Annotated in this window: 20 protein-coding genes; 4 read left to right on the forward strand and 16 right to left on the reverse strand. The window is 59.8% G+C overall.

All coding sequences use genetic code 11. The features are described from left to right. Positions 1 to 75: 75 nt before the first annotated feature. From INF35_RS03920 to INF35_RS03940, 5 genes are all read right to left on the reverse strand, one after another. Positions 76 to 528, reverse strand: a complete 453-nt coding sequence (locus tag INF35_RS03920) for a hypothetical protein (protein WP_193500207.1) — start codon at positions 526 to 528, stop codon at positions 76 to 78. A 41-nt stretch (positions 529 to 569) separates the two neighbouring features. After that, complete coding sequence (locus tag INF35_RS03925; RefSeq protein ID WP_235983097.1) at positions 570 to 1,091, reverse strand: DinB family protein; 522 nt, start codon at positions 1,089 to 1,091, stop codon at positions 570 to 572. A gap of 81 nt (positions 1,092 to 1,172) precedes the next feature. Beyond that, positions 1,173 to 2,498, reverse strand: coding sequence for an ATP-grasp domain-containing protein (locus tag INF35_RS03930; RefSeq protein ID WP_193500208.1), 1,326 nt, complete (start codon positions 2,496 to 2,498; stop codon positions 1,173 to 1,175). Further along, on the reverse strand, positions 2,479 to 3,720 hold the full coding sequence (locus tag INF35_RS03935) for a glutamate-cysteine ligase family protein (protein WP_193500209.1): 1,242 nt from the start codon (positions 3,718 to 3,720) through the stop codon (positions 2,479 to 2,481). Before INF35_RS03935 ends, INF35_RS03930 begins: the two co-directional genes overlap by 20 nt. Positions 3,721 to 4,066: 346 nt before the next feature. Further along, positions 4,067 to 4,669, reverse strand: a complete 603-nt coding sequence (locus INF35_RS03940; protein ID WP_193500210.1) for a hypothetical protein — start codon at positions 4,667 to 4,669, stop codon at positions 4,067 to 4,069. 377 nt (positions 4,670 to 5,046) lie between these two features. Here INF35_RS03940 and INF35_RS03945 point away from each other — a divergent pair, with 377 nt between their 5' ends. From INF35_RS03945 to INF35_RS03955, 3 genes are read left to right on the forward strand one after another with little or no spacing between them, the layout of a single operon-like run. Continuing rightward, positions 5,047 to 5,439, forward strand: a complete 393-nt coding sequence (locus tag INF35_RS03945; protein ID WP_193500211.1) for a zinc ribbon domain-containing protein — start codon at positions 5,047 to 5,049, stop codon at positions 5,437 to 5,439. A gap of 42 nt (positions 5,440 to 5,481) precedes the next feature. After that, on the forward strand, positions 5,482 to 6,351 hold the full coding sequence (locus INF35_RS03950; protein ID WP_193500212.1) for a DUF5685 family protein: 870 nt from the start codon (positions 5,482 to 5,484) through the stop codon (positions 6,349 to 6,351). After that, positions 6,344 to 7,120, forward strand: a complete 777-nt coding sequence (locus tag INF35_RS03955) for a DnaJ domain-containing protein (RefSeq protein WP_193500213.1) — start codon at positions 6,344 to 6,346, stop codon at positions 7,118 to 7,120. The genes INF35_RS03950 and INF35_RS03955 overlap by 8 nt, the downstream gene beginning before the upstream one ends. Before the next feature lie 105 nt (positions 7,121 to 7,225). Here INF35_RS03955 and INF35_RS03960 read toward each other — a convergent pair whose 3' ends face one another. The 4 genes from INF35_RS03960 to INF35_RS03975 all read right to left on the reverse strand — a co-directional run bounded on the left by INF35_RS03960 (position 7,226) and on the right by INF35_RS03975 (position 10,317). Further along, a complete protein-coding gene (locus INF35_RS03960; protein WP_193500214.1) occupies positions 7,226 to 7,912 on the reverse strand; it encodes a YkgJ family cysteine cluster protein in 687 nt (228 codons plus the stop codon). Then, a complete protein-coding gene (locus INF35_RS03965) occupies positions 7,909 to 8,898 on the reverse strand; it encodes a D-isomer specific 2-hydroxyacid dehydrogenase family protein (RefSeq protein WP_193500215.1) in 990 nt (329 codons plus the stop codon). Before INF35_RS03965 ends, INF35_RS03960 begins: the two co-directional genes overlap by 4 nt. 123 nt (positions 8,899 to 9,021) lie before the next feature. Beyond that, positions 9,022 to 9,825: an alpha/beta hydrolase gene (locus INF35_RS03970; RefSeq protein WP_193500216.1), complete on the reverse strand. Its 804-nt coding sequence runs from the start codon at positions 9,823 to 9,825 to the stop codon at positions 9,022 to 9,024. An 18-nt stretch (positions 9,826 to 9,843) separates the two neighbouring features. Continuing rightward, complete coding sequence (locus INF35_RS03975; RefSeq protein ID WP_193500217.1) at positions 9,844 to 10,317, reverse strand: C-GCAxxG-C-C family protein; 474 nt, start codon at positions 10,315 to 10,317, stop codon at positions 9,844 to 9,846. A gap of 233 nt (positions 10,318 to 10,550) precedes the next feature. Between INF35_RS03975 and htpG the strand changes: the two genes are divergently transcribed. After that, positions 10,551 to 12,452, forward strand: coding sequence for a molecular chaperone HtpG (htpG, locus tag INF35_RS03980; protein ID WP_193500218.1), 1,902 nt, complete (start codon positions 10,551 to 10,553; stop codon positions 12,450 to 12,452). Between the two features lie 188 nt (positions 12,453 to 12,640). Here htpG and INF35_RS03985 read toward each other — a convergent pair whose 3' ends face one another. From INF35_RS03985 to rpoC, 7 genes are all read right to left on the reverse strand, one after another. Beyond that, positions 12,641 to 13,180, reverse strand: a complete 540-nt coding sequence (locus INF35_RS03985; protein WP_193500219.1) for a flavodoxin domain-containing protein — start codon at positions 13,178 to 13,180, stop codon at positions 12,641 to 12,643. A 151-nt stretch (positions 13,181 to 13,331) separates the two neighbouring features. Beyond that, a complete protein-coding gene (gene tuf, locus INF35_RS03990; protein ID WP_193500220.1) occupies positions 13,332 to 14,537 on the reverse strand; it encodes an elongation factor Tu in 1,206 nt (401 codons plus the stop codon). Between the two features lie 92 nt (positions 14,538 to 14,629). After that, complete coding sequence (gene fusA / locus INF35_RS03995; RefSeq protein ID WP_193500221.1) at positions 14,630 to 16,753, reverse strand: elongation factor G; 2,124 nt, start codon at positions 16,751 to 16,753, stop codon at positions 14,630 to 14,632. Between the two features lie 33 nt (positions 16,754 to 16,786). Then, on the reverse strand, positions 16,787 to 17,257 hold the full coding sequence (rpsG, locus tag INF35_RS04000) for a 30S ribosomal protein S7 (RefSeq protein ID WP_193500222.1): 471 nt from the start codon (positions 17,255 to 17,257) through the stop codon (positions 16,787 to 16,789). 114 nt (positions 17,258 to 17,371) lie between these two features. After that, positions 17,372 to 17,797 (reverse strand): 30S ribosomal protein S12, encoded by a 426-nt coding sequence (gene rpsL / locus INF35_RS04005; RefSeq protein ID WP_193500223.1) that lies wholly within the window; start codon positions 17,795 to 17,797, stop codon positions 17,372 to 17,374. 206 nt (positions 17,798 to 18,003) lie between these two features. Further along, on the reverse strand, positions 18,004 to 19,812 hold the full coding sequence (pepF, locus tag INF35_RS04010) for an oligoendopeptidase F (RefSeq protein ID WP_193500224.1): 1,809 nt from the start codon (positions 19,810 to 19,812) through the stop codon (positions 18,004 to 18,006). 256 nt (positions 19,813 to 20,068) lie between these two features. After that, positions 20,069 to 23,641, reverse strand: coding sequence for a DNA-directed RNA polymerase subunit beta' (gene rpoC / locus INF35_RS04015; RefSeq protein ID WP_193500225.1), 3,573 nt, complete (start codon positions 23,639 to 23,641; stop codon positions 20,069 to 20,071). Between the last annotated feature and the right edge of the window lie 49 nt (positions 23,642 to 23,690).

Below are 23,690 nucleotides of genomic sequence, written 5' to 3' on the forward strand. Positions count from 1 at the left end.
GTTACCCAAAAAGGGCCGGATGCCCGCCGCACAGTGGCAAAGGCATCCGGTCCTTTTGGTGCAATGTTATCCGGTTCAATCAAGGGTGGTGGAAATCACAAAGCGGTCCATGCCCTCCTCCGTCGTGACGGTGATGAGGTAGTAGTACACCGTTTTCAGCTGGACCGTGAGGGTATCCTCCTGCCGGGTGGCCTTGTAATCCAGCTTGGGCATGATGACATTGTCGGTATACAGGCGCATGCCCGTCTCATAGGGCTGGGCAAAGCGGACCTCCACCTCTTCCTCCGTCACTCCGGAAAAACACAGCTGGGGGCGTCCGTCCGCCGTATAGTATGCGGCGGTCTCGGGGGTCTGGTCGGGGTCCATCCAGAGGTCGATACGCCCCTCCTCCACATCGCAGCCGGAAAAGGCCACCGGGACTTCCGTGTTGGGAAGGGTCACTTCCAGGGTGGGGGCGGTGTCCTGTGCACCGCAGGCAGTCAGCAGCAGAAGCAATGCAGCTGCCAGGCAGAGAAAGCGTCGTTTCATGGTATCCGGTTCCTTTTTTATGTAGGGCCGCCGGGCGGCGGTCAGAGGTAAGGGTCGTAGGGGCCTTTGGGAAAGTCGTTGCCCAGGTCCAGCGTCCGGGGGCAGAGGCCGGTCACACACACCACAAAGCCCATGAGCATGCCCAGATGGAGATGCAAATGCCGGTACTGGGCCAGGATCAGGGTGAAGCGGGTCCACTCGCAGTGCTCCGGTCGTTGCAGCAGATCTTCATCGTGGAGAGCGTTGAGATAGAGGGAGAGTTTGGCCTTGATGGTGTAAAAGTACTCCTCCATCTGGCTGCGTCCCAGGCGGGTGGCCGGATAGGTCTCCAGGTCGTCCAGGGACGGGGAATGGATGGGCGGCTCCACAAAATCCTCGTCCCGGGGATTGATGAACCACTGGTCCAGCTTGTGCAGCATATGGTAGACATGCTGCCACAAGGGAGAGCCTGCATATTCCTTGTCCCAGATTTCGTCCGGGATGCAGTCCATGACGTTCTGGGTCTCCCACAGGGCACGGACGGTCATTTCGGCAATGACCGTCTTGTATGAGGTTTCCCGCATGGCTCGGCCTCCTTTGCGGATACTGCGGGCCGGGGCCCGTCGGTATCAGTATTCCACAAAGTCCGGCCTGCCATACAAGGGTCAGGCCTTCACGATCAGGGTGGGCAGAGTCTTCTCGCTGTACTGGGAGGAGATGATGGGCGTCAGCGACACCCGGGAGTAGACGCCCTGCGCGGTGCCGTCGTAGACATAGACGCCGGTAAGATTATAATACCGCGCTTTCTGGAAGCTGTCACCTAGAAAGCCGTAGTTTTCGGTGACATAGGGCATATAAAATTCCTGCAGCAGGTAACCCTCCCGGTCGGTGATGCTCTCCACTGCCTGACGCCAACCCTCGGCGTCGTACTCCACCCCGGCGTAGACGCCCCGGGAGCCGTAGGAATCCAGGGGCTTCAAGATCCAGGCGTCCTTCTCCCGGATGACCTGTTCCGGGTCTGCCTTGGCAAAGGACATGGTCACCGGCACATGAGCGTGTACATAAGCCTGCTCCTCCGGCGTCAGAAGAGCCAGGGTGGCGGGATGCTGCAGCACCCGGAAGATGGTCTTGTTGTGCACCAGCTGGGTGTGGAAGTCCCCCACCAGCAGCACGGCGTCGTCCCGCACTGCGTCCAGCAGGGCGCTGCTCTGGTCGTAATGGTCGAGGATGTCGCTGGTCACGGCGCGGCGGTAGATGGCATCCACCGGCAGTCCCGACTTGCCCAGCAGGCGGCCGTCTTTGTATTGCAGCTCCCGCACATCGCAGACCTCGGCTTGCAGGCCCTTCTGTTCAAAGTGCTCCCGGAAGATCCCAAACTCGTTGACGGTGCCGCACTCCATAAAGTCCACAATGGCCACCCGGGGCAGGTGGTCGGTTTTGCGGACACGCTTCCAGACGCCCACAAAGGCATCCACCCAGCTGTCGAACAGCTCACAGGTGCGGGTGCTGTGGGCGGCGGTGAACGCCCGGTAGACGGTGGACAGGCGCTGGGCGTTGTGGAGTTCCCGGTCCTCGTTCATGGCGCTGGAGCCGTCGGTGTTGAACTCGCAGAACTTGTAATCCCCCGTCTCCTCGTTGTAGAAAAAGTCGATGCGGGCCATGGGCAGCATGGATTCGGCGTGATGGCTGCGCAGAATCAGCTCCTCGGTGCGGGCATCAAAGCCGAAGAGGGCCCGGTAGGACGGATCGGCAAAATAGGCATCCATCACCTTGCGGAAGATGCCGTACAAAACCCGGATGTCCGCGGCAAACCGGGCAAAGGTGCTCTCGGTAAAGATTTTGGGCAGGAGGCAGGTGCGGACATACTCCCCGTGGTGAATGGCCGTGGAACCCTGCATATATTTCACCAGCGCCCGGTATTCCCGGTCGCTGCGTTCCGGGGCGGCCTGGATGGCATCCAAGTACTCCCGGTCAAACTGTTGTTCTGTCATGGTTGTTCCTTTCTCGCAATGTGGTGCGTGCGGCGGCCAGCTCTGCCAGCGGGCGAAGGCGCTGCGCCTCCCTCTCTCCTGCAGCGCAGGCGGTTGCCGTCTCCATCAGCCAGTCCAGTTCCCCGGCGGCGGAATGGCCATAGACCCGGGCGTCGTATCCTGCACGGCAGACAGCCTCCCCCGCTGCACGGATGTCCTCCACCGTGGTGCCTGCATAGCGTTCGGTCACGGCGGCAAGGGCCTTCGGGCAGGAGAAGAGCGTCAGCACCAGCTGGGCGTAGGCGGACAAATAGGGCTCGGGCATGCAGTCCGCCGAGCGGATTTCAATATAATGTTTCAGGCGCACATCGTAAAAGAACATGGAGAGGATGTGCTCGATGTCGGCGTCGGTGAGGGAACCGTCGTAGACCTCCGCGGCAGTGCGGCGGCCGACGGCCTCGGTGCGGTCGCCGTGCTTTGCCACAATGAGGGGCTGACCCAGCAGGTGCTTCGCATAGGCGGCAAAGCCGAAGTCCGGCTCCATCAGGCAGGGCACCACGCCGCAGCGGTCGGGATCCACATCCTGCCAGATGCGGGTGCGGATGCTGGGGCGGGTATTGGTTTTCCCCTCGTAGTACGGCGCGTTGTCGGTGAGCAGCGCGAACAGCGGCGCCAGAATACAGGCGGCGCGGTACTTGCGGACAAAGTCTTCCTCACTGAAGTAGTCGATGGATGCCTGGGTGGAGGCTGTGGCCCGCATCATCTGTCTGCCGTGGCTGCCGCTGGTCTGAAAGTAGCGGTCCATCTCCCGGTAGCGTTCCTTGGGGATGAGGGGCAGGTCGTCGGCCCGCCGGGTGGGATGACAGGCCACATGCCATACCCGCAGCCCCTGTGCTCCGGCAGCCGCTGCAAACCGGGCGGAGAAGTCCCGGTAAAGGCGCTGGATGTCTCCCACATCCGTTGCGGGCATCATGCTGATCTCGATCTGGCAGGCCGGTTCCAGTGACAGGGCATACTGCGGTGCAGCATAGCCCATATAGAGGCCGTCAATGATGATGTCCTTGTCGTCGGGCTGCTGCAGGGCATGCATGACGGCCTGCACCTGTTCAAAGGTGGCCGGGGTGCCGTCGCCGGTGGTCAAGAGGTGTTCCACCTCCACCCCCACGGTGCCGGGGCCGTCCCCCTTGCATCCCCGCTGAAAATAGTCGGTCATGGCCTGAATCTGCTGCTGTAATCTGGTCAAGGGTTCCCTCCCCCGCGTCCGGCATGGCGGGCGCATTTGTTCGTTTTGCTTGGCTTTTGGCTGCAGTATTGCCGCAGCACCGACATTGTACAACAAAACATCCGCCGGCGCAAGAAAAAAGTTAGCTTAAGGAAACCACATGTTTTCCTTTGTGCGCTTCCTTTTCAAAAGAGAAAAATACCGCCGGCACAGCAGCCGGAAGGCTCCCGGCTGCGCTGCCTGCGGCGGTGTGCTGCAATATTTTGTTGTGCGGTTCAGCGGTCTCTGCCGGGGATCGCACGGCCTGAAAAAGCCGGTCTTGTTCCCGGCAAGACCTTTGTAGTATAATGAACGTGTCTTTGTGGTTTCAGCCGGAAGGCAGGCCGTCGGTTTGCCAGTCGGCATCGGTGTACTGTGCACAGTACCAGGCACTGCCGCGATAGGGCTCCGACAGGTCAAAGTCCCCCAGCGGCCAGGGTTCCTCCAACTGGAGAGCAGCCCCGTCCGGGCCGGTATAGACCACCTGCGCCGCGCCGAATTCCTCGGTCAGGTTGCGCCAGACGGTATCCAGCATGAACCAGCGCAGCAGGCCGTCGTCGTAAAAGACGTAGTCCTGCTGCTCATCCTGCGGGGTTTCTCCCTGGATGAGAGCGGAGCTCTCCTGCCAGGTGACGGTACAGCCTGCCTGGTCCATCGTCACCGTAAAATCGAACTGGATACCGGTGATTTCTTCCAGCGTGCTGCACAGGTCGGACATTGCGATGCCCTGTTCCTGTTCAACGGGACGCACGTCCTCCACATTGCTGCCCGAGGTGAAGTCCATCAGCAGCGTGCCGGTGCGCGCCGACTCCCCGGTCTCAGGCGTCTGATCCTCCGCCGGGTCCTCCACAGGCTGCGTGAGCCGGCAGGATACCAGCAGCAGCACCGCTGTGACCGCTGCCGCCATACGCAGACAGACATCATGTTTCATAGCATCCGATCTCCCGATTATGCCCGCATTCCGGCGGGCGTGATATCCTCATATTACCACGTTGTTCCCCTGCGTACCAGTCCCATGGCCAAGGTTTTACAACTTTTGCGCCCGGGTCAGGGCCCGTAAACCCGCCTGCGGCAGCCGTTTTGTGGGAATTGTTCACGTACTGTTTGGATACCGTTCACGAATTGACCACAAATTTGTGAAATAATAGCATCGTCGGAGCACGAGTGACAGAATTTGCCTGTCCTGCCGGAGAGTCCCCATCCAATGGAAGCCGCAGGCCTGCCATTCTGATGCCGCGCCCGGCCCCGGCAAGCCTTCCTTTACGGCCGCCGGCAAAACTGACAACTGCAGAAAAGGATGACGTTTTTATGAAAGCATGGTTCCAGCGCTTTATGTCCGGGCGTTACGGAAGCGACCAGTTCAGCATGTTCCTGTCCATTATGGCTTTGGTGCTGCTGATTCTGGGCATGTTTGTATCGGGAATTCTCTACTATGTGGGTCTGGCAGTCCTGATCTACAGCTACTACCGCATGTTCAGCCGCAATATCCAGAAGCGCTACGCCGAAAATCAGTGGTATCTGGCCCGCAGCAGCGCCGTCCGCGGCTGGTTCGGCCGTCTGCGCACCCGCTTTGCCCAGCGCGGTACTTACCGTTACTTCAAGTGCCCCCACTGCAAGCAGTCCATCCGCATCCCCAAGGGACGGGGCCGTGTCTCCATCACCTGCCCCAAATGCGGCACCCAGTTCATCCGCAAGAGCTGAGCTTTGCCGTGCGCCGGGCACAGGCAGAAAGGTTGACGCTGTATGTTCGGATATGTTACCATTTACCGGAAAGACCTGACAGAATCGGCCCTGGATTGCTACCAGGGCTATTACTGCGGTCTTTGTGAAGCGCTGGGCCGCCGCTACGGCAGCCCAGGCAGGATGACGCTGTCCTACGACATGACCTTTGCCTCCATCCTGCAAAGCGCCCTCTACGACCCGGATACGGTGCATTCCACCGGCCGGTGTCTGCCCCATCCCATCAAGGCGCGCCCCCGGGCGGCCAATGCCTACGTTGACTATGCCGCCGACATGAGCATTGCCCTGGCCTATTACAACTACCTGGACGACTGGCAGGACGAGCACCGCCGCGTCAGCCTGCGCAGTGCAAAGCGGCTGGAGCAGCATCTGCCCGCCATCCGGGCAGCACACCCCCGTCAATGCAATGCCATCCGGGCCCAGCTGGATGCCCTGGGCAAGCTGGAATCCTCCGGCTGTGAGGATCTGGATGCCCTGTGCGGCTGCTTCGGCACGCTGCTGGGCGATGTGCTGCAATATGACGACGATTTGTGGGCACCGGTTCTGCAGCGGCTGGGCCGGGGGCTGGGCGGCTTCATCTATCTGATGGATGCCTATGACGACCTGGAAAAGGACGCTAAAACCGGCAGCTTCAACGCCCTGGCAGCCCTGCATGCAAAGTTGGACGCCGAGGCGTTCGAGGAGCGCTGCCGCGAGCTGTTTACCCAGCAGCTGGGCATCTGCAGCGAAAGTTTTCAACTGCTGCCCATCCTCAAGGATTCGCCTGAGGGACAGCTTTTATACAATACCATTTACTCCGGCGTGTGGTGCAAATACACGCTGATCAAAGCACGGCGCGACAAGCGCAGGAAGGCAGAGAATCGACATGCTTGATCCATACAGCGTACTGGGCATTTCTCAGGGCGCCGACGATGAGACCATCAAAAAGGCATACCGCCAGAAATGCAAGCAGTATCACCCGGACCTGCACCCCGACGACCCCACCTGTGAGGACAAGTTCAAGGAGGTCCAGGCCGCCTACAGTGAGATCATGCGCGAGAAACAGGGCGGCGGAAGTTCCGGAGCCCGCAGCAGCGGATACAGCAGCTACAGCGGATATGGTTCCACCGGCCAGCGTACCTATGGCCAGTCGGGGCAGAGCTCTGATTACCAGGACCCCTTTGGCTTCGGGTTCGGCTTCGATCCCTTCGGGTTCGGATTCGGGTACAGCGGCGGCGGGCAGTATTCCGGCCAGTCCACCGGCCGCCGTGACACGCCGGAGATGCAGGCCGCCAACAATTATATCCGCAACGGCTATTATCAGGAGGCGCTCAACGTTCTGGAAGGCATTGCCGCCAATGAGCGCAGCGCCCGCTGGCATTACTATGCCGCCCTTGCCTGTGCGGGCCTGGGCAACAACATCCGCGCCCAGAATGAGGCCCGCACCGCCGTGGACATGGAGCCCGGCAACTACGAATACCAGAATCTGCTGGACCGTCTGCAGAATCCCGGCCGCACCTACCGCACCTATCAGCAGACCTACACCCAGCCCGGCGGCGGCAATCCCCTGGTACGCTTCTGCCTGACGCTGTGGATCGCCCAGATGTTCTTCTCTCTGCTCAGCTGTTGCTGCTGCGGCGGCCGGGGCGGCTATTACTGCTGATTTTCTCTCCCCGTCAGCTCCCGCGATTTTGGACAAACAAAGACCGAAGCACCTGCCTTGCGGGCAGAGTTGCTTCGGTCTTTTTTGTTGCTGTAGCAAAGCGGATCAGGGCCGTTGTGTTTCCCCCAGCAGTCTGGACAGAAGGGGTTCCAGGCGGGCCAGATTGGCATTGAACTGGGGCTGAAAATCGTCGCGGAAATCGTAATCGTAGTAGAGCGCCCGCAAAAGGCAGTTCCGCACCGCTGCCCTGGGATAGTGCTGCACCCCTTCCAGGCGTCTGAGCAATGCAGCGCAGCTGCGGGCCCAGAAGGCATCGGTGCCCGCCCGTTCCAGCACACCGGAGTCCTCCAGATAGTTTTGCAGGGTGCGGCCGGGCACTCTCACCCCGCACAGGGGCTGCTGGATATAGTATTCGGTACGCAACGTTTCCAGGTCGATGGCCTGTCCCAAGGGGTAAAGCGCGCAGGCCAGCGGCCGGGCGTCGTGCACCGCACAGCCTCCGCCATCGAGAAAGGGACAGTTGCCGCTGCGCCGGGAAGGCATCAGGCGCAGTCCGGGCAGCGTGCCCGGCGTCTCCCGGCAGAAGGCCTCCGCCACTGTGCGGGGCGGCAGACCCAGCCGCCGGGCCAGCCGGTACAGATCCAGCCCCGACAGCAGGATATCCCGCCGGGCACGGCAGCAGTCGCCGCATCCGGCACAGACAAAGGGGAATTCCTCCTCCGGTGCAATGCGGGGCAAGGCCTCCAGTTCCATGGATTCGGCAAAGCGGCCGGGCATGATGGGCGCCGTCATTTCAGGCTGACCTCGTGCCAGGTCTCCTGCCCCGTCTCAAAGCAGTGTAGCGCCTCAAAAGCGCCTTCTACCATGCTGGCCACGTCCTCATCGGTGTAGAAGGCCGTGTGCGGACTGAGCGTCACATTGGGGAAGCTGCGCAGCATGGCCAGCTCCCGGTTGGGCAGCACGTCGCCGCTATGATTATAGTAGTACAGGCCGTTCTCATTCTCAATCACATCCAGGCCCGCGGCTCCCACCTTGCCGCTCTCCAGCGCTTCGATCAGGGCGTCGGAGTCGATGAGGCTGCCCCGCGCCGTGTTGACGATGACCACGCCGTCCTTCATTTTGGCGAAGGCGTCGGCGTTGAGCAGATGGTGGTTTTCTCCTGTGGCGTTGGTGTGCAGGGTGATGACATCGCTGCGGGCATAGAGCTCATCCAGCGAGACGAACTCGGCCAGCTGAGCGGCCTCGGGGTTCTGGTAGACATCGTAGGCCAGCAGCTTGCAGCCGAAGCCGGACAGATGTTTGAGCACTGTGGTGCCGATACGCCCTGCACCGATCACGCCCACCGTGCAGCTGGACAGATCCCGGCCCATCTTGCCTTTGAGGGAGTAGTCCTGCAGCTCGGCCCGCTTGAGGATATGGGCCATGCGGCGGGTACACATGAGCATAAGCATAATGGCATAGTTGGCCACACCGTTGGGGGTATACCCCACATTGGACACCCGCATGCCGTGTTCCTTTGCCCGGACACGGTCCACATGGTCGTAGCCGATGGAACGGCAGAGCAGATACCGCACGCCCAGGGCGGCAAAGCGGTCCACCATCTCGGCACCCATATCGCAGGGCGTCATGCAGACGGCGTCGCAGCCCCTGGCCAGCTCAATATTGTCCGCCGTGGGATACTCTGCCGTCCAGGTAAAGTCGATGCCGTACTGCCGGCTGAACTGTTCGCAGTAGGCCAGTTCATCAAACGGGCGCAGAGCGTAGAAACAGATTTTCATAATACGGATGCTCCTTTTGAAATCATATGTTTGCTCTTGCAAAATCAACGCGCGTTTGCAAAATCTTGTTCCCGCGTGATCAACAGGTGGAAGCCGGAGTCGGTACGCACAGATGCCCCCGGTTTATGCCAGGACACGGTAATCAAAGGTCTTGTCCAGCCATTCCCGGCAGAGGGTAAACCACCGGGCAATATGGGCGTCGGGATGATTGACCTCCACCGAGCACAGCCCCATGCCGTGATAACCGCCGCCGAACAGGTGCATCTCATAGGGGATGTCCTGCCGTTCCAGCTGCTCCACAAGCAGCAGCGAGTTCTGCACCGGGACGGTCTCATCAGCCACCGCATGCCACAGAAATACCGGCGGAGTGTCGGGTCGGACGTGCTTTTCCAGGCTGAACTGTTCCCGCAGAGCAGGGTCGCTGCCCGCGATGCGGTCAAAGCTGCCTGCATGGCCATACGGCCCCGAGGTGACCACCGGATAGCAGAGGATCATGGCATCGGGACGGCCGAGAGGCGTATCCTCCCCCAGAGCCTCCCTCACCGGCGCGGCATCCCACAGCAGACCGGTACAGCCCGCCAGGTGTCCCCCCGCCGAAAAGCCGCACACCGCCACCTGTCCGGGACGGATGCGCAGAGCGTCGGCGTTTTTGTGCAGGTAAGCCACCGCCCGGGCGGCATCCAGCATGGGCTGCCAGTGGGCAGCGTCGGCGCCGGTGGAGTAGGTCAGCACAAAGGCATGATACCCCGCCGCCAGAAACTGCAGCGCCACCGGGTCCCCTTCCCGCACGCTGCAATGCTCATATCCGCCGCCCGGCATGACCAGCACCGCAGGACGGCGGTTGTAATCGGGCATGGATTCGGTCACATCCCGCAGATAGCCGATAAGCTTTGCTCCGCCGGGAAACGTCTTGTGTACAATCTCCATGGGACTCTCCTTCCCCGGTTATGCTTCATCCTTCTGCCGGGGCAGCGGATGGGCCTCAATGTACTCTCCCATGATCTCCGCAGCCGCCCGGGCCAGTTCCGGGCAGGGCCGCTTTTTGTAGTATTCCGGGGTGCGGGCTTCCGCAATGGGAGTCCCCTCCGCTTTTTCCAGGCCCAGCAGTTCCCGGCAGATAATGCTGTTGCCCCCGTTGCGCTGGGCATAGCGCCGGGCCAGCTCCTGCACTTCGGCGTAGAAGGCACTCTTGTCCTTGGGGTCGGTAAAGCCGTAAAGAGCCCCCAGCACCATCACGATGCCCGAAAAGGCGCCACAGACCTCCCGCATGCGCCCCACGCCGCCGCCAAAGCCGCCGGCCAGGCGCAGGGCCTGCTCCTCCGTCATGCCCATCAGCGGGGCAAAAGGCACCACCACCGCCTGGCTGCAGTTGCAGCCGCGCAGAAAGGCAGCATGTGCCTCGTCTCCATATTTCGACATTGATGAATCACATCCTTGCTTTGTTTGCCATGGGGCGAACTTCACCCGCTTCAAGGATACCGCAATCGCTGAAATTTGAAAAGGTCCCGAGACGAATTATTCTGAATAATTTGTGAATCTTTTTCCTTCCTGCGGTGAAACGCTTGCACTTTATCCATTAGAGTGCTAGAATACATTTAGCACTTAAAGCACGAGAGTGCTAAATCATATTAGACAAAGAAGGAATTCTGACTATGGCAATGCGTCAATTCAAGGCTGAGAGCAAAAAGCTTCTTGACCTGATGATTAACTCCATTTACACCAACCGGGAGATTTTCCTGCGTGAGCTGATCTCCAACGCCTCCGATGCCTGCGACAAGCTCTATTTCAAGAGCCTGACCGACACCTCCATCGGCGTCAAGAAAGAGGATCTGTCCATCCACATCTCCCCCGATAAGGACACCCGCACCCTGACGGTCAGCGACAACGGCATTGGCATGACCAAGGAGGAGCTGGAAAAGAACCTGGGCACCATCGCCCGCTCCGGCAGCATGGATTTCAAGGCCGAAAACAAGAACGAGAACATTGACATCATCGGCCAGTTCGGCGTCGGTTTCTACTCCGCCTTCATGGTAGCGTCCAAGGTGACGGTCATCTCCCGCGCCCAGGGCAGCGACGAAGCCTGGAAGTGGGAGTCCAAGGGCGTGGAGGGCTATACCCTCACCGAGGCGGAAAAGGATGCTCCCGGCACCGAGATCATCATGGTGCTGAAAGAGGACACCGACGGCGAGAACTACAGCCAGTACCTTGAGGAGTATACTCTGGTGGATCTCATCAAGAAGTACAGCGATTACATCCGCTACCCCATCACCATGTACCGTCAGAAATCCCGCCAGAAGCCCAAGCCCGAAGATGCCGGCGAGGATTACAAGCCCGAATACGAGACCTACACCGAGCTGGAGACCATCAACAGCATGGTGCCCATCTGGAAGCGGAACAAGAAGGACGTGGAGGAGAAGGACTACAACGAGTTCTACAAATCCCGTTTCAATGACTACAGCGATCCTTTGCGGGTCATCACCAGCCGTACCGAGGGCACCGCGACCTACACCGCGCTGCTGTTCATCCCTGGCCGCACGCCCTACGACTACTACACCAAGGAGTACGAGAAGGGCCTGGCGCTGTACGCTTCCGGCGTGCTCATCATGGACAAGTGCGCCGACCTGCTGCCCGATTACTTCAGCTTTGTCAAGGGTGTCGTGGACAGCGAGGACCTGAGCCTGAACATCAGCCGTGAGACGCTGCAGAAGGACAACCAGCTCAAGCTGATGCACAACTCTCTGGAAAAGAAGATCAAGAACGAGCTGCACGCCATGCTGGTCAACGACCGTGAAAAGTACGAGACCTTCTGGAAGTCCTTCGGCCGTCAGATCAAGTTCGGCATCTACGGCGACTACGGCATGCACAAGGATCTGCTGGCCGACCTGCTCATGTTCTGGTCCGCCAAGGAGCAGAAGTATGTCACTCTGGACGAGTACATCGAGAAGATGCCTGAGGACCAGAAGTGCATCTATTTTGCTGCGGGTGATGAGAACGACCGTCTGGCCAAGCTGCCCAACGCCCAGCTGGTTCTGAGCAAGGGTTATGATCTGCTGCTCTGCCCCGAGGATGTGGATGAATTCTGCCTGCAGATGATGCACGACTACAAGGAGAAGGAGTTCAAGAACATCAACTCCGGCGACCTGGGACTTGAGACCGAGGAAGAAAAGGAAGCTGCTAAAGCTGCTGCCGAGGAAAACAAGGACCTGTTTGAGGACATCAAGACGGCGCTGAAGGGCAAGATCAAGGAAGTCAAGGCCAATCCCACCCTGAAAGACCACCCCATGTCCCTGTCCAGCGAGGGCGGCCTGTCCATGGAGATGGAGAAGGTCCTGCGCAAGATGCCCAATGCTGAGGGCATGGAGAGCACCAAGGTGCTGGAGCTGAACCCCCATCACCCGGTCTTTGCCGCTCTGAAGGCAGCCAAGGAAGCCGGCGACAGCGACAAGGTCACCAAGTACGCCGAGCTGCTGTACGACCAGGCGCTGCTGATCGAGGGCCTGCCCCTGGAGGACCCCGTCGCCTACGCCCAGAAGGTCTGCGAGCTGATGAAATAAACAGCTCGGTGCTATGATGCGCTCTGTATAGTCTGCCCCCTGTCATAAAATAAAGTTCCCCGGCCATACCGCAATCAACCGGTATGGCCGGGGAACTTTTATTTCATTTCATGGGGCTGTGGCAGCTGTTCTGGCGCCTTGCTTTGCCGTGCTGTGTGTCGGTGGAGCAAGGCCGCCAGTTTCATCCGTTACGCCTGAGACAATGCCTGCACAATGGGCTGCAGCGTTGCCAGATCCACAAAGTCCACTTTCTTTCCGTAGGTTTCCAGCATGGCCCGGGCATCCGCATCCAGCGTTTCCGGCGGTTTGCGTTTGACGCTGTTGTACAAAAGTGCCATCATGGTTTTATGGGCAAAACTTAAACGCGTATAATCCATGCCGCCGCGCAGATGAAAGATTTCCGCCTTTTCCATAACTTCCCGGGGCAAACGCTTTTCCATGGAGGCGCGGATATTGTGAATGTTTTTGGCATCATTGGGGTCCGCCAGCCCCACGGTCACAATGCAGTAGCGCCGTTCCGGGACAGGGTCCAGCATCCGGAGGGCTTTGCTCAGACCATGGATACCGCCGGCATACAGGCCGCCCACATACACCAGCCGGTCGCAGTCCGCAGCCTCTGCGGCCCCGGTATAAGGACGGCAGTCAAAGCCCGTGGCTTTGGCCAGTGCTTCGGCATATCGTTTGGCAGTACCGTAGCAGCTGCCGTAAAGAATCTTTGTGCCTGACAACGAAAACTCCCCCACATATTTTATGGATTCAGTGTAACAGATTCAGCCCGTGCTGTCCAGCAGTCACACAGTGCTGTATATGCCAAAAGGCTCCCTGCCTTGCGGCAGGGAGCCTTGTCAGCTTTTCAGCAGATTTCCCGATCAGGAGAAATTACTTCTCGATCTTGGAAACAACGCCGGAACCGACGGTGTGGCCGCCCTCGCGGATAGCGAAGCGCATGCCCTCTTCCATAGCAACCGGGGTGATCAGCTCAACATGCATATCGACGTTGTCGCCGGGCATGCACATCTCGGTGCCCTCGGGCAGGGTGATGATGCCGGTAACGTCGGTGGTGCGGAAGTAGAACTGAGGACGATAGTTGTTGAAGAACGGGGTATGACGGCCGCCCTCTTCCTTCTTCAGGACGTAAACGTGGCCATCGAAGGTGGTGTGGGGATGAACGGAGCCGGGAACAGCGATGACCTGGCCACGCTCGATCTGATCGCGGTCAATACCACGCAGCAGAGCGCCGATGTTGTCGCCAGCCTGAGCGAAGTCCAGGCTCTTGCGGAACATCTCGAGGCCGGTGATGGTGGTGGTCAGCTTCTCTTCCTTCAGACCAACGATCTCCATCTGATCGCCGACATGAGCGGTACCACGCTCAACACGGCCGGTCGCGACGGTGCCACGGCCGGAAATGGTCATGACGTCCTCAACGGGCATCAGGAAGGGCTTGTCAGCAGCACGGTCGGGAGTGGGGATATAGCTGTCAACAGCGTCCATCAGCTCCCAAATGCACTTGTACTCAGGAGCGTCGGGATCGGTGGAGGTGCTCTCCAGAGCCTTCAGAGCGGAACCACGGATGATCGGGGCGTTGTCGCCGTCGAAGTCCTGGCTGCTCAGCAGCTCACGGATCTCCATCTCGACCAGGTCGAGCAGCTCTTCGTCGTCGACCATGTCGCACTTGTTCATGAAGACAACGATCTTGGGCACGCCGACCTGACGGGCGAGCAGGATGTGCTCACGGGTCTGGGGCATGGGGCCGTCGGTAGCGGCGACAACCAGGATAGCGCCGTCCATCTGAGCAGCACCGGTGATCATGTTCTTGATATAGTCAGCATGGCCCGGGCAGTCGACGTGGGCATAGTGACGGGTAGCGGTGTGGTACTCGACGTGCGCGGTGTTGATCGTGATGCCGCGGGCCTTCTCTTCGGGGGCCTTGTCGATGCTGGAGTAATCCATGAAGTCCGCGTCGCCCTTCAGCGCGAGAACCTTGGTGATCGCAGCGGTCAGAGTGGTCTTGCCATGGTCGACGTGACCAATGGTGCCAATGTTGACGTGCTCCAGAGAGCGGTCAAATTTTGCCTTTTCAGCCATTGGAAGTATCCTCCTTTAATTGAAACAATTTGTAAGCCTCGTAAGGCTATCATACTAGATTTGCAGGCAAAAATCAAGCAAAATCGTAGATTTTATGCCTTGCTGCGGTCGGTGATGATCTTGTCCGCAATATTCTTGGGAACCTGCTGATACTCGGCGGGCTCCATGGAATACTGGCCACGGCCCTGGGTCTTGGAACGCAGGTCGGTGGCGTAGCCGAACATCTCGGACAGAGGCACCATGGCGTTGATGCGCTGGGTGCCGGACATGGCTTCCATGCCCTGGATCTGGCCGCGGCGGCTGTTCAGGTCGCCGATGACATCGCCCATATACTCGTCGGGGACGATGACCGCAACTTTCATGATGGGCTCCATGATAACGGGATCTGCCTTCTTCATAGCATCCTTGAACGCCATGGAACCGGCGATCTGGAACGCCATTTCGGAGGAGTCGACTTCATGGTAAGAGCCGTCCCACAGGGTGACCTTGACATCCTCGACGGGGTAGCCGGCGAGAACACCGGACTTCATAGCGCCCTGGATGCCCTGGTCAACAGCAGGAATATACTCTTTGGGGATCGCGCCGCCAACGATGCCGTTGACAAACTCGTAACCCTTGCCGCCGTTGGGCTCGATCTTGATCTTGACGTGACCATACTGGCCCTTACCGCCGGACTGACGGGCGTACTTGGTCTCCTGGTTGGCTTCCTTGCGAATGGTCTCGCGGTAAGCAACCTGGGGAGCACCGACGTTGGCCTCGACCTTGAACTCACGCAGCAGACGGTCGACGATGATCTCCAGATGGAGCTCGCCCATACCGGCGATGATGGTCTGACCGGTCTCCTCGTCGGTCCAGGTACGGAAGGTGGGGTCTTCTTCAGCCAGCTTGGCCAGAGCAATGCCCATCTTCTCGGAACCGGCCTTGGTCTTGGGCTCAATGGCAACACGGATAACAGGCTCCGGGAACTCCATGCTCTCGAGGATGATGGGGTGGTTCGGATCGCACAGAGTGTCGCCGGTGGTGGTGTTCTTCAGGCCGACAGCCGCCGCGATGTCACCGGCGTAGCAGACGTCGATGTCCTTACGGTGGTTGGCGTGCATCTGAAGAATACGGCCGACGCGCTCGTCGGAATCCTTCACGGAGTTGTAAACGGTGGTGCCAGCCTCGATGGTGCCGGAGTAGACACGGAAGAAGCAGAGCTTGCCGACATACGGGTCAGTGGCGATCTTGAACGCCAGAGCAGCGAAGGGAGCCTTGTCGTCGGAAGGACGGGTCTCCTCCTCACCGGTCTCGGGGTTGGTGCCCTTGATGTCCTCAATGTCGGTAGGAGCCGGCATATAGTCGACGATGGCATCCAGCAGCTTCTGAACGCCCTTGTTGCGGTAGGAAGAACCGCAGACAACGGGAACAACGGTGTTGGCGATGGTCTCGCGGCGCAGAGCAGCCTTGATTTCTTCCTTGGTCAGCTCTTCGCCTTCCAGGTACTTCATCATGAGCTCTTCGTCGTTCTCCGCGACAGCCTCAACCAGCTTGTCGTGGTATTCCTGAGCCTGAGCCTTCATGTCCTCGGGGATCTCCTCCACGCGGACATCGTTGCCCATATCGTCGTAGTAGATATCGGCGGTCATATCGATCAGGTCGATAATGCCTTTGAAGGTGTCCTCCTGGCCGACGGGCAGCTGGATGGGCACTGCATTGGCGTTCAGGCGCTCATGCAGCATCTTGACGCAGCGATAGAAATCGGCGCCCATGGTGTCCATCTTGTTGACGTAGACCATACGGGGGACGTGATAGTTGTCAGCCTGACGCCAGACGGTCTCAGACTGAGGCTCGACACCGCCCTTTGCAGCAAGGACGGTGACGGAACCATCGAGCACGCGCAGGGAGCGCTCGACCTCAACGGTGAAGTCGACGTGGCCCGGGGTGTCGATGATGTTGATACGATGCCTGTTTGCCTTGAAGGCCGCAGGGTCATGCTGCGTCTCGGTATGGCTCCAGTAGCAGGTGGTAGCGGCGGAGGTGATGGTGATACCACGCTCCTGCTCCTGCACCATCCAGTCCATCGTGGCAGCGCCGTCATGAACTTCACCGATCTTGTGGTTGATGCCGGTGTAGTACAGGATACGCTCGGTGGTGGTGGTCTTGCCTGCGTCGATGTGGGCCATGATACCGATATTTCTGGTCATTTGCAGAGAAACTTCTCTCGGCGTTGCCATGGCTTTAACCTCCTAAGTCGAAAAGCAAACGAATCAATAACGGTAATGAGCGAAAGCCTTGTTGGCCTCGGCCATCTTGTGGGTATCCTCGCGCTTCTTGACGGCGTTACCGGTGTTGTTGGTCGCGTCGATGATCTCGGCAGCCAGGCGCTGAGACATGGTCTTCTCACCACGGGTGCGGCTGTACAAAGTCAGCCAGCGCAGGCCGAGGGTCTCGCGGCGGGCGGGGCTGACCTCCAGGGGGACCTGGTAGGTGGAGCCGCCGACACGGCGGGCCTTGACTTCGAGGCTGGGCATGATGTTCTCAAGAGCCTTCTCGAACATCTCGAGAGGATCGTTACCGGTCTTTTCCTTCACGATGTCGAAAGCATCGTAAACGATCTTCTGAGCAACGCCCTTCTTGCCATCCAGCATGATGGAGTTGACCAGGCGGGTGACGATCTTGGAATTGTAAATAGGATCAGCCAGAACTTCGCGTTTAGCGACATTACCTCTTCTGGGCATCTTTCTTCCCTCCTTCACATAAATGATATCATCGGTACTCGAAAGTTAAGAAACTCCCGTAAGGCCACAAGAAAAGTCATTGCTGACCCATCTTAATGGCGAAAAGATGTTTCCTTACTTCTTGGCACCGGCCTTGGGACGCTTCGCGCCGTATTTGCTGCGGGCCTGGTTGCGGTTGGCAACGCCCTGCGTGTCCAGAGTGCCGCGGATGATGTGGTAACGCACACCGGGCAGGTCCTTGACACGGCCGCCGCGGATCAGAACGACGCTGTGCTCCTGCAGGTTATGGCCGATACCGGGAATGTAAGAGGTGACCTCGATACCATTCGTGAGGCGGACACGGGCAACTTTACGCAGAGCAGAGTTCGGCTTCTTGGGGGTCATGGTACGGACAGCAGTGCAGACGCCGCGCTTCTGGGGGCTGTTCAGATTGGTGTACTGCTTCTTCTGGGAGTTGTAGCTCTTGAGAAGAGCAGGCGCGGTGCTTTTCTTGACCAGGACCTCACGGCCTTTGCGTACGAGCTGGTTAAAAGTAGGCATTTCTTTTCTCCTTTCTTTCGTATTCGCGCGGTCTTAAGCGAGTGTATCTGCCGAAAAACGGCGCAATACGCCCCGACCGACGCAAGAATTATTGTAAGGGATGGGACACGCCTTGTCAAGAGTATTCACAAAAAAACAGCGAAAAAATCGTGTAAAACAGAGATTTTCTTTTTCTCTTACACTGTCTTGACAGGTACGTGGCCGTTTCAGGCATTCTGCATGCGGGCGAGGGTGGCCTCGGCGTCGTCCAGAATGCGTTCAAACTTGCACAGGGCAGCGTCCACGGGGGCCGGGGTGGTCAGGTCCACGCCGGCGTGGCGCAGCTCATCCAGCGGGTAGGCGCTGCCGCCCATGGACAGGAATTCCAGATACCGCTTGACGGCAGGCTCGCCTTCGTTGAGGATAGCCTCGCTGAGGGCCACGGCGGTGGAGTAGCCGGTGGCGTATTTGTAGACGTAGAACGGACGGTAGAAGTGCGGGATGCGTGCCCACTCGTACTGGACCTCGTCGTCAACCACAAGCTCGGGTCCGAAGTAGTCCACGATCAGGCGGCGGTACAGCGCGTTGAGGGCAGCGGGATTGAGGGCCTCTCCCCGCTCGGCCATGGCGTGGGCCTCGCGCTCGAACTCGGCGAACATGACCTGACGATAGACGGTGCCCTTGAAGTTTTCCAGATACTGGTTGAGCAGACGCAGGCGGGCCTGGGGCTCCTGCTCATCCTTGAGCAGCTGCTCGATCATCAGGTTCTCGTTGACGGTGGAGGCGACCTCCGCCACAAAGAGGGTGTAGTTGGAATACTGGGCGGGCTGGTTCTGCCTGGTATACCAGCTGTGCATGGAGTGGCCCATCTCATGAGCGATGGTGGAGACACTGTCCAGGGTGCCGGTGAAGTTGGTCATGATATAGGGGTCGGAGTCGTAGGTGCCGGAGGAGTAGGCGCCGCCGCTCTTGCCGCGGTTGGGGAACACGTCGATCCAGCGGTCGGCATAGGCCTTCTTGACCTGGTTGACGTACTCCTCTCCCAGAGGCGCCACGGCGTCCAGCACCATCTGCTGGGCCTGGGGATAGGTGTAGCTGGCGCTGCTTTCGGAGACGAGGGGCGCGTAAACATCATAGTAGTGCAGCTCGTCCACGCCCAGGATCTTCTTGCGCAGGGCAACGTAGCGGTACATGGCGGGCAGATGCTTGCGCACCGTCTCCACCAGGTTGTCGTAGACCGACACGGGGATGTTCTCCCCTGCCATGGACATGGCGCGGGAGGACTCGTAGTGACGGGCCTTGGCCTCCACCACGGCAGCCTTCACGTTGGCGGAATAGGTGGCGCCGAAGGTGTTGATGTGCTGGCGGTAGCCCTTGTAGAAGCTGCGGAAGGAGTTTTCCCGCAGGGTGCGGTCGTCGGAAGACTGGAGCAGGATATAGTTGGAGCCGGTGACCTCCACCTCCTCGCCCTTGCCGTCCTTGACGGAGTCAAAGACCAGGTCGGCATCCTGCAGGTTGTCCGAGATCTCGCCGGGCGCGGAGAGGACCTCGCCCATGCTGGCCAGCAGCTGTTCCTCGGCAGCGGAGAGGGTGTGGGGCTTGCGGCGCAGCAGGTCGCCGAAGGCAAAGCGGTAGGGCTCCATCTGGTCATCGGCCAGGATGGCGTTGAGGGTCTCCTCCGGCAGGGCCAGGATCTCCGGCTCGGCAAAGGCGGTGACCTCGCCGGCATGGACATACTTGGCCATGGCGCGGGCGTACATCCGCTGGGCGTCCTCGGCGCGGGTATCCTCGCTGCGGCGCAGAGAGCTGTAGCAGAAAAGATTGCTCAGCTTGCGGTCGAGGGCAGTGGAGGCATCCAGCCAGGCGCGGATGGTGGCGGCGTCTTTCAGCTTGCCCGCATAGGCGGCCATGGCGTCGATGTCTGCATCGACTTCATTCAGGGCTTTCTCCCAGGCGGCATCATCAGCGTACATCCGGGTCAGATCCCACTTGTACTGTTCCTCGATCTGGGAACGCTCTTTCAGTGCTTCAGGCATATTCGATTTCGCTCCTTTTGTTGTGAATTTACTCTATTACATATAAATGTAAGCAAAGTTCAGGGCTGCGGTCCGGAACCGGAGATGGGCAGGCCTCTCCCCCGCTCCCGGTACACCACTTCACACGGCAAGGCAACCAGACTCATTGTACATCATTTCCCACAAAAAGGAAAGGGATTCGCTCCCCTGCAAAAAAATCCCGCCCCAGCGGGCCGTTTGGCTCACTGGGACGGGATGGGGTTACGGGGATAAGCGCTTATTCCACGTGATCGTAGGCGCTGTTCTCGGCGTCGCGCTCTTCCTCGGCACGGGCCAGCTCTTCCTCGACCTCCGGCAGACCGGTGCCGGCGGGGATCAGCTTGCCGATGATGACGTTCTCCTTCAGACCGGACAGCGGGTCGACCTTCCCCTTGATGGCGGCCTCGGTCAGCACGCGGGTGGTCTCCTGGAAGGAAGCGGCAGACAGGAAGCTGTCGGTGGCAAGGCTGGACTTAGTGATGCCCAGCAGGACCTGGCTGGCCTGAACCAGCTTGAGGTCGGTCTCGCCTGCGTCGATGCGCTCCTGAATTTCCTCGTTCTTGATCATGACATCGCGGCGATCCACCACGCTGCCCACGATAAAGTCGCTGGAACCGCCGTCCTCGATGCGGACTTTACGCATCATCTGACGGACGATGACCTCGATGTGCTTATCGTTGATCTCAACGCCCTGCAGACGGTAGACCTTCTGGACCTCGCTGATCAGGTAATCCTGAGTAGCGACGCGGCCCTTGATGGCCAGGATGTCCTGCGGGTAGGCATGGCCCTCCGTGATGAGTGCGCCCTTCTCCAGCACATCGCCCTCCATGACCTTGACACGCTGGCCGAAGGGAATGATGTAGCTCTTAGTCACAGGCGCGCCGTTGTCGTCAACGCCATTGACTTCCACGTGACGGGTCTTCTTGGTGTCGTCGATGTGGACGGTGCCGGCGATCTCGGACATGATGGCCATGGCCTTGGGACGGCGGCTCTCGAACAGTTCCTCGACTCGGGGAAGACCCTGGGTGATATCTTCGGCGGAAGCAATACCGCCGGAGTGGAAGGTACGCATGGTCAGCTGGGTACCGGGCTCACCGATGGACTGTGCGGCAATGATGCCCACAGACTCACCCACATTGACGCACTGACCGTTGGACATGTTGGAGCCGTAGCAGCGGGCGCAGACACCCACATGGGCGCGGCAGGTCATGACGCTGCGGATCTGCAGCTCGGTGATGCCGGCACGCTCGATCTTTTCGGCGTCGAACATATCCATCATCTTGTCCTTGGAGACCAGCAGCTCGCCGGTAGCGGGGTCCAGCACGTCGTTGAGGGCGTAGCGGCCGATGAGACGCTCGGCAAAGCTCTCGATGGAGGCGTTGCCCTCGCTGATCTCGCGCACCCAGATGCCCTCGGTGGCATGGCAGTCTTCCTCACGGATGATGACTTCCTGGGAAACGTCCACCAGACGGCGGGTCAGGTAACCGGAGTCGGCGGTACGCAGAGCGGTATCGGCCAGGCCCTTACGAGCGCCTCGGGACGAGATGAAGTATTCCAGGATGTTCAGACCTTCGCGGTAGTTGGCGCGAATGGGCATTTCCAGCGTCTTGCCGGCGGTATTTGCCAGCAGGCCGCGCATGCCGGCCAGCTGTTTGATCTGGTCCATAGAACCACGGGCACCGGAGTCGGACATCATATAGATGGGGTTGCGCTGGTGGTTGGTCTTCAGGTTGGTGGACAGAGCGGTGGAGACCTGCTCGGTGGCATCCAGCCAGATGTCGACGGTCTTCTTGTAGCGCTCCTCGTCGGAGATCAGGCCGCGGTTGTACTGCTTCATGACCTTCTCGACCTTCTTGTCGGCGGCGGCCAGGATGTCCGGCTTCTCATCGGGGATGATGGCGTCGGGGACCGCAACGGTGATGGCCGACAGGGTGGAGTACTTGTAGCCCTGCGCTTTGATGGCGTCCAGCATGATGGCCGTCGTCTTGGTGCCGTGCTTGGTCAGGCAGCGGCTGATGATGTCGGGCAGCTTCTTCTTAGTGACCTGGAAGCCGATCTCGTAGTCAAACTTGTGAGCGGGATCGGTGCGGTCCACGTAACCCAGATCCTGGGGGATGGGGGTGTTGAAGATGATGTTGCCCACGGTGGTATCCACCAGGGCGCTCTCCTCCTTGCCGTCGAACACCATGGTGCGGCGGACCTTGACGGGCGCCTGCAGGGTGACGATGTGCTCGGAGTAAGCCATGAGGGCTTCGGCCTCGTCCCGGAAGATCTTGCCGTGGCCGGGATCGTCCGGGTTGACCATGGTCAGGTAGTAGGAACCGAGGATCATATCCTGGGTGGGCACGGTGACGGGCTCGCCGTCAGAGGGCTTGAGCAGGTTGCCGGAAGCCAGCATCAGCATGCGGGCTTCGCGCTGGGCCTCGGTGGACAGGGGCAGGTGGACAGCCATCTGGTCGCCGTCGAAGTCGGCGTTGAAGGGGGTGCAGACCAGAGGATGCAGCTTGATGGCATGGCCTTCCACCAGCACAGGCTCGAAGGCCTGGATGCCCAGACGGTGCAGGGTAGGTGCACGGTTGAGCAGAACGGGATGGCCCTTGATGACGGTTTCCAGAGAGTCCCACACCTCGGGGCGAGCACGCTCCACCATCTTGCGGGCGGACTTGATGTTGTTGGCAATGCCCTTCTCCACCAGGTCCTTCATGACAAAAGGCTTGAACAGCTCCAGAGCCATCTCCTTGGGCAGGCCGCACTGGAACATCTTCAGCTCGGGGCCGACGACGATAACCGAACGGCCGGAGTAGTCAACACGCTTGCCCAGCAGGTTCTGACGGAAGCGGCCCTGCTTGCCCTTGAGCATGTCGGACAGGCTCTTGAGGGCGCGGTTGTTGGGGCCGGTGACGGGGCGGCCGCGGCGGCCGTTGTCGATCAGGGCGTCAACGGCTTCCTGCAGCATGCGCTTCTCGTTGCGGACGATGATGTCGGGGGCGCCCAGCTCCAGCAGCCGCTTGAGGCGGTTGTTGCGGTTGATGACGCGGCGGTACAGATCGTTCAGGTCGGAGGTGGCGAAGCGGCCGCCGTCCAGCTGGACCATGGGGCGGATATCCGGCGGGATCACGGGGATCACGGTGAGGATCATCCACTCGGGGCGCTGGTTGGACAGACGGAAGGCATCGACGCACTCCAAACGCTTGAGCAGGCGGACCCGCTTCTGGCCGGAAGCGGTCTCCAGCTCCTCATGCAGCTCCTTGGACAGGGCCTCCAGGTCGATCTCGGCCAGAAGCTTCTGGATGGCTTCTGCGCCCATACCGGCCTCGAAGGTGTCCTCGTACTTGTCACGCATCTCCTTGTACTCACGCTCGGTGAGGAGCTGCTTTTTCTCCAGCGGCGTAAAGCCGGGATCGGTGACGATATAGTTGGCAAAGTACAGCACCTTGTCCAGCTGACGGGGGCTGATGTCCAGCATCAGGCCGATGCGGCTGGGGATGCCCTTGAAATACCAGATGTGCGAAACCGGCGCGGCCAGCTCAATGTGGCCCATGCGCTCGCGGCGGACCTTGGCGCGGGTGACCTCGACGCCGCACTTGTCGCAGATCTTGCCCTTGTAGCGGATGCGCTTGTACTTTCCGCAGTGGCATTCCCAGTCCTTGGTGGGTCCAAAAATGCGCTCGCAGAAAAGGCCGTCGCGCTCCGGCTTCAGGGTGCGGTAGTTGATGGTTTCGGGCTTTTTGACCTCGCCGTAGCTCCACGCCCGGATCTGGTCCGGGGAGGCAAGGCCGATCTTGATCGAATCGAACTCTTTATTTTCCATTCAGCGAACCCTCTCATTTCACTCAAGACTCATAGCGGAAACTGCGGCG

The sequence above is a fragment of the Gemmiger gallinarum genome (assembly GCF_014982805.1).
GTDB lineage: Bacteria > Bacillota > Clostridia > Oscillospirales > Ruminococcaceae > Gemmiger > Gemmiger gallinarum.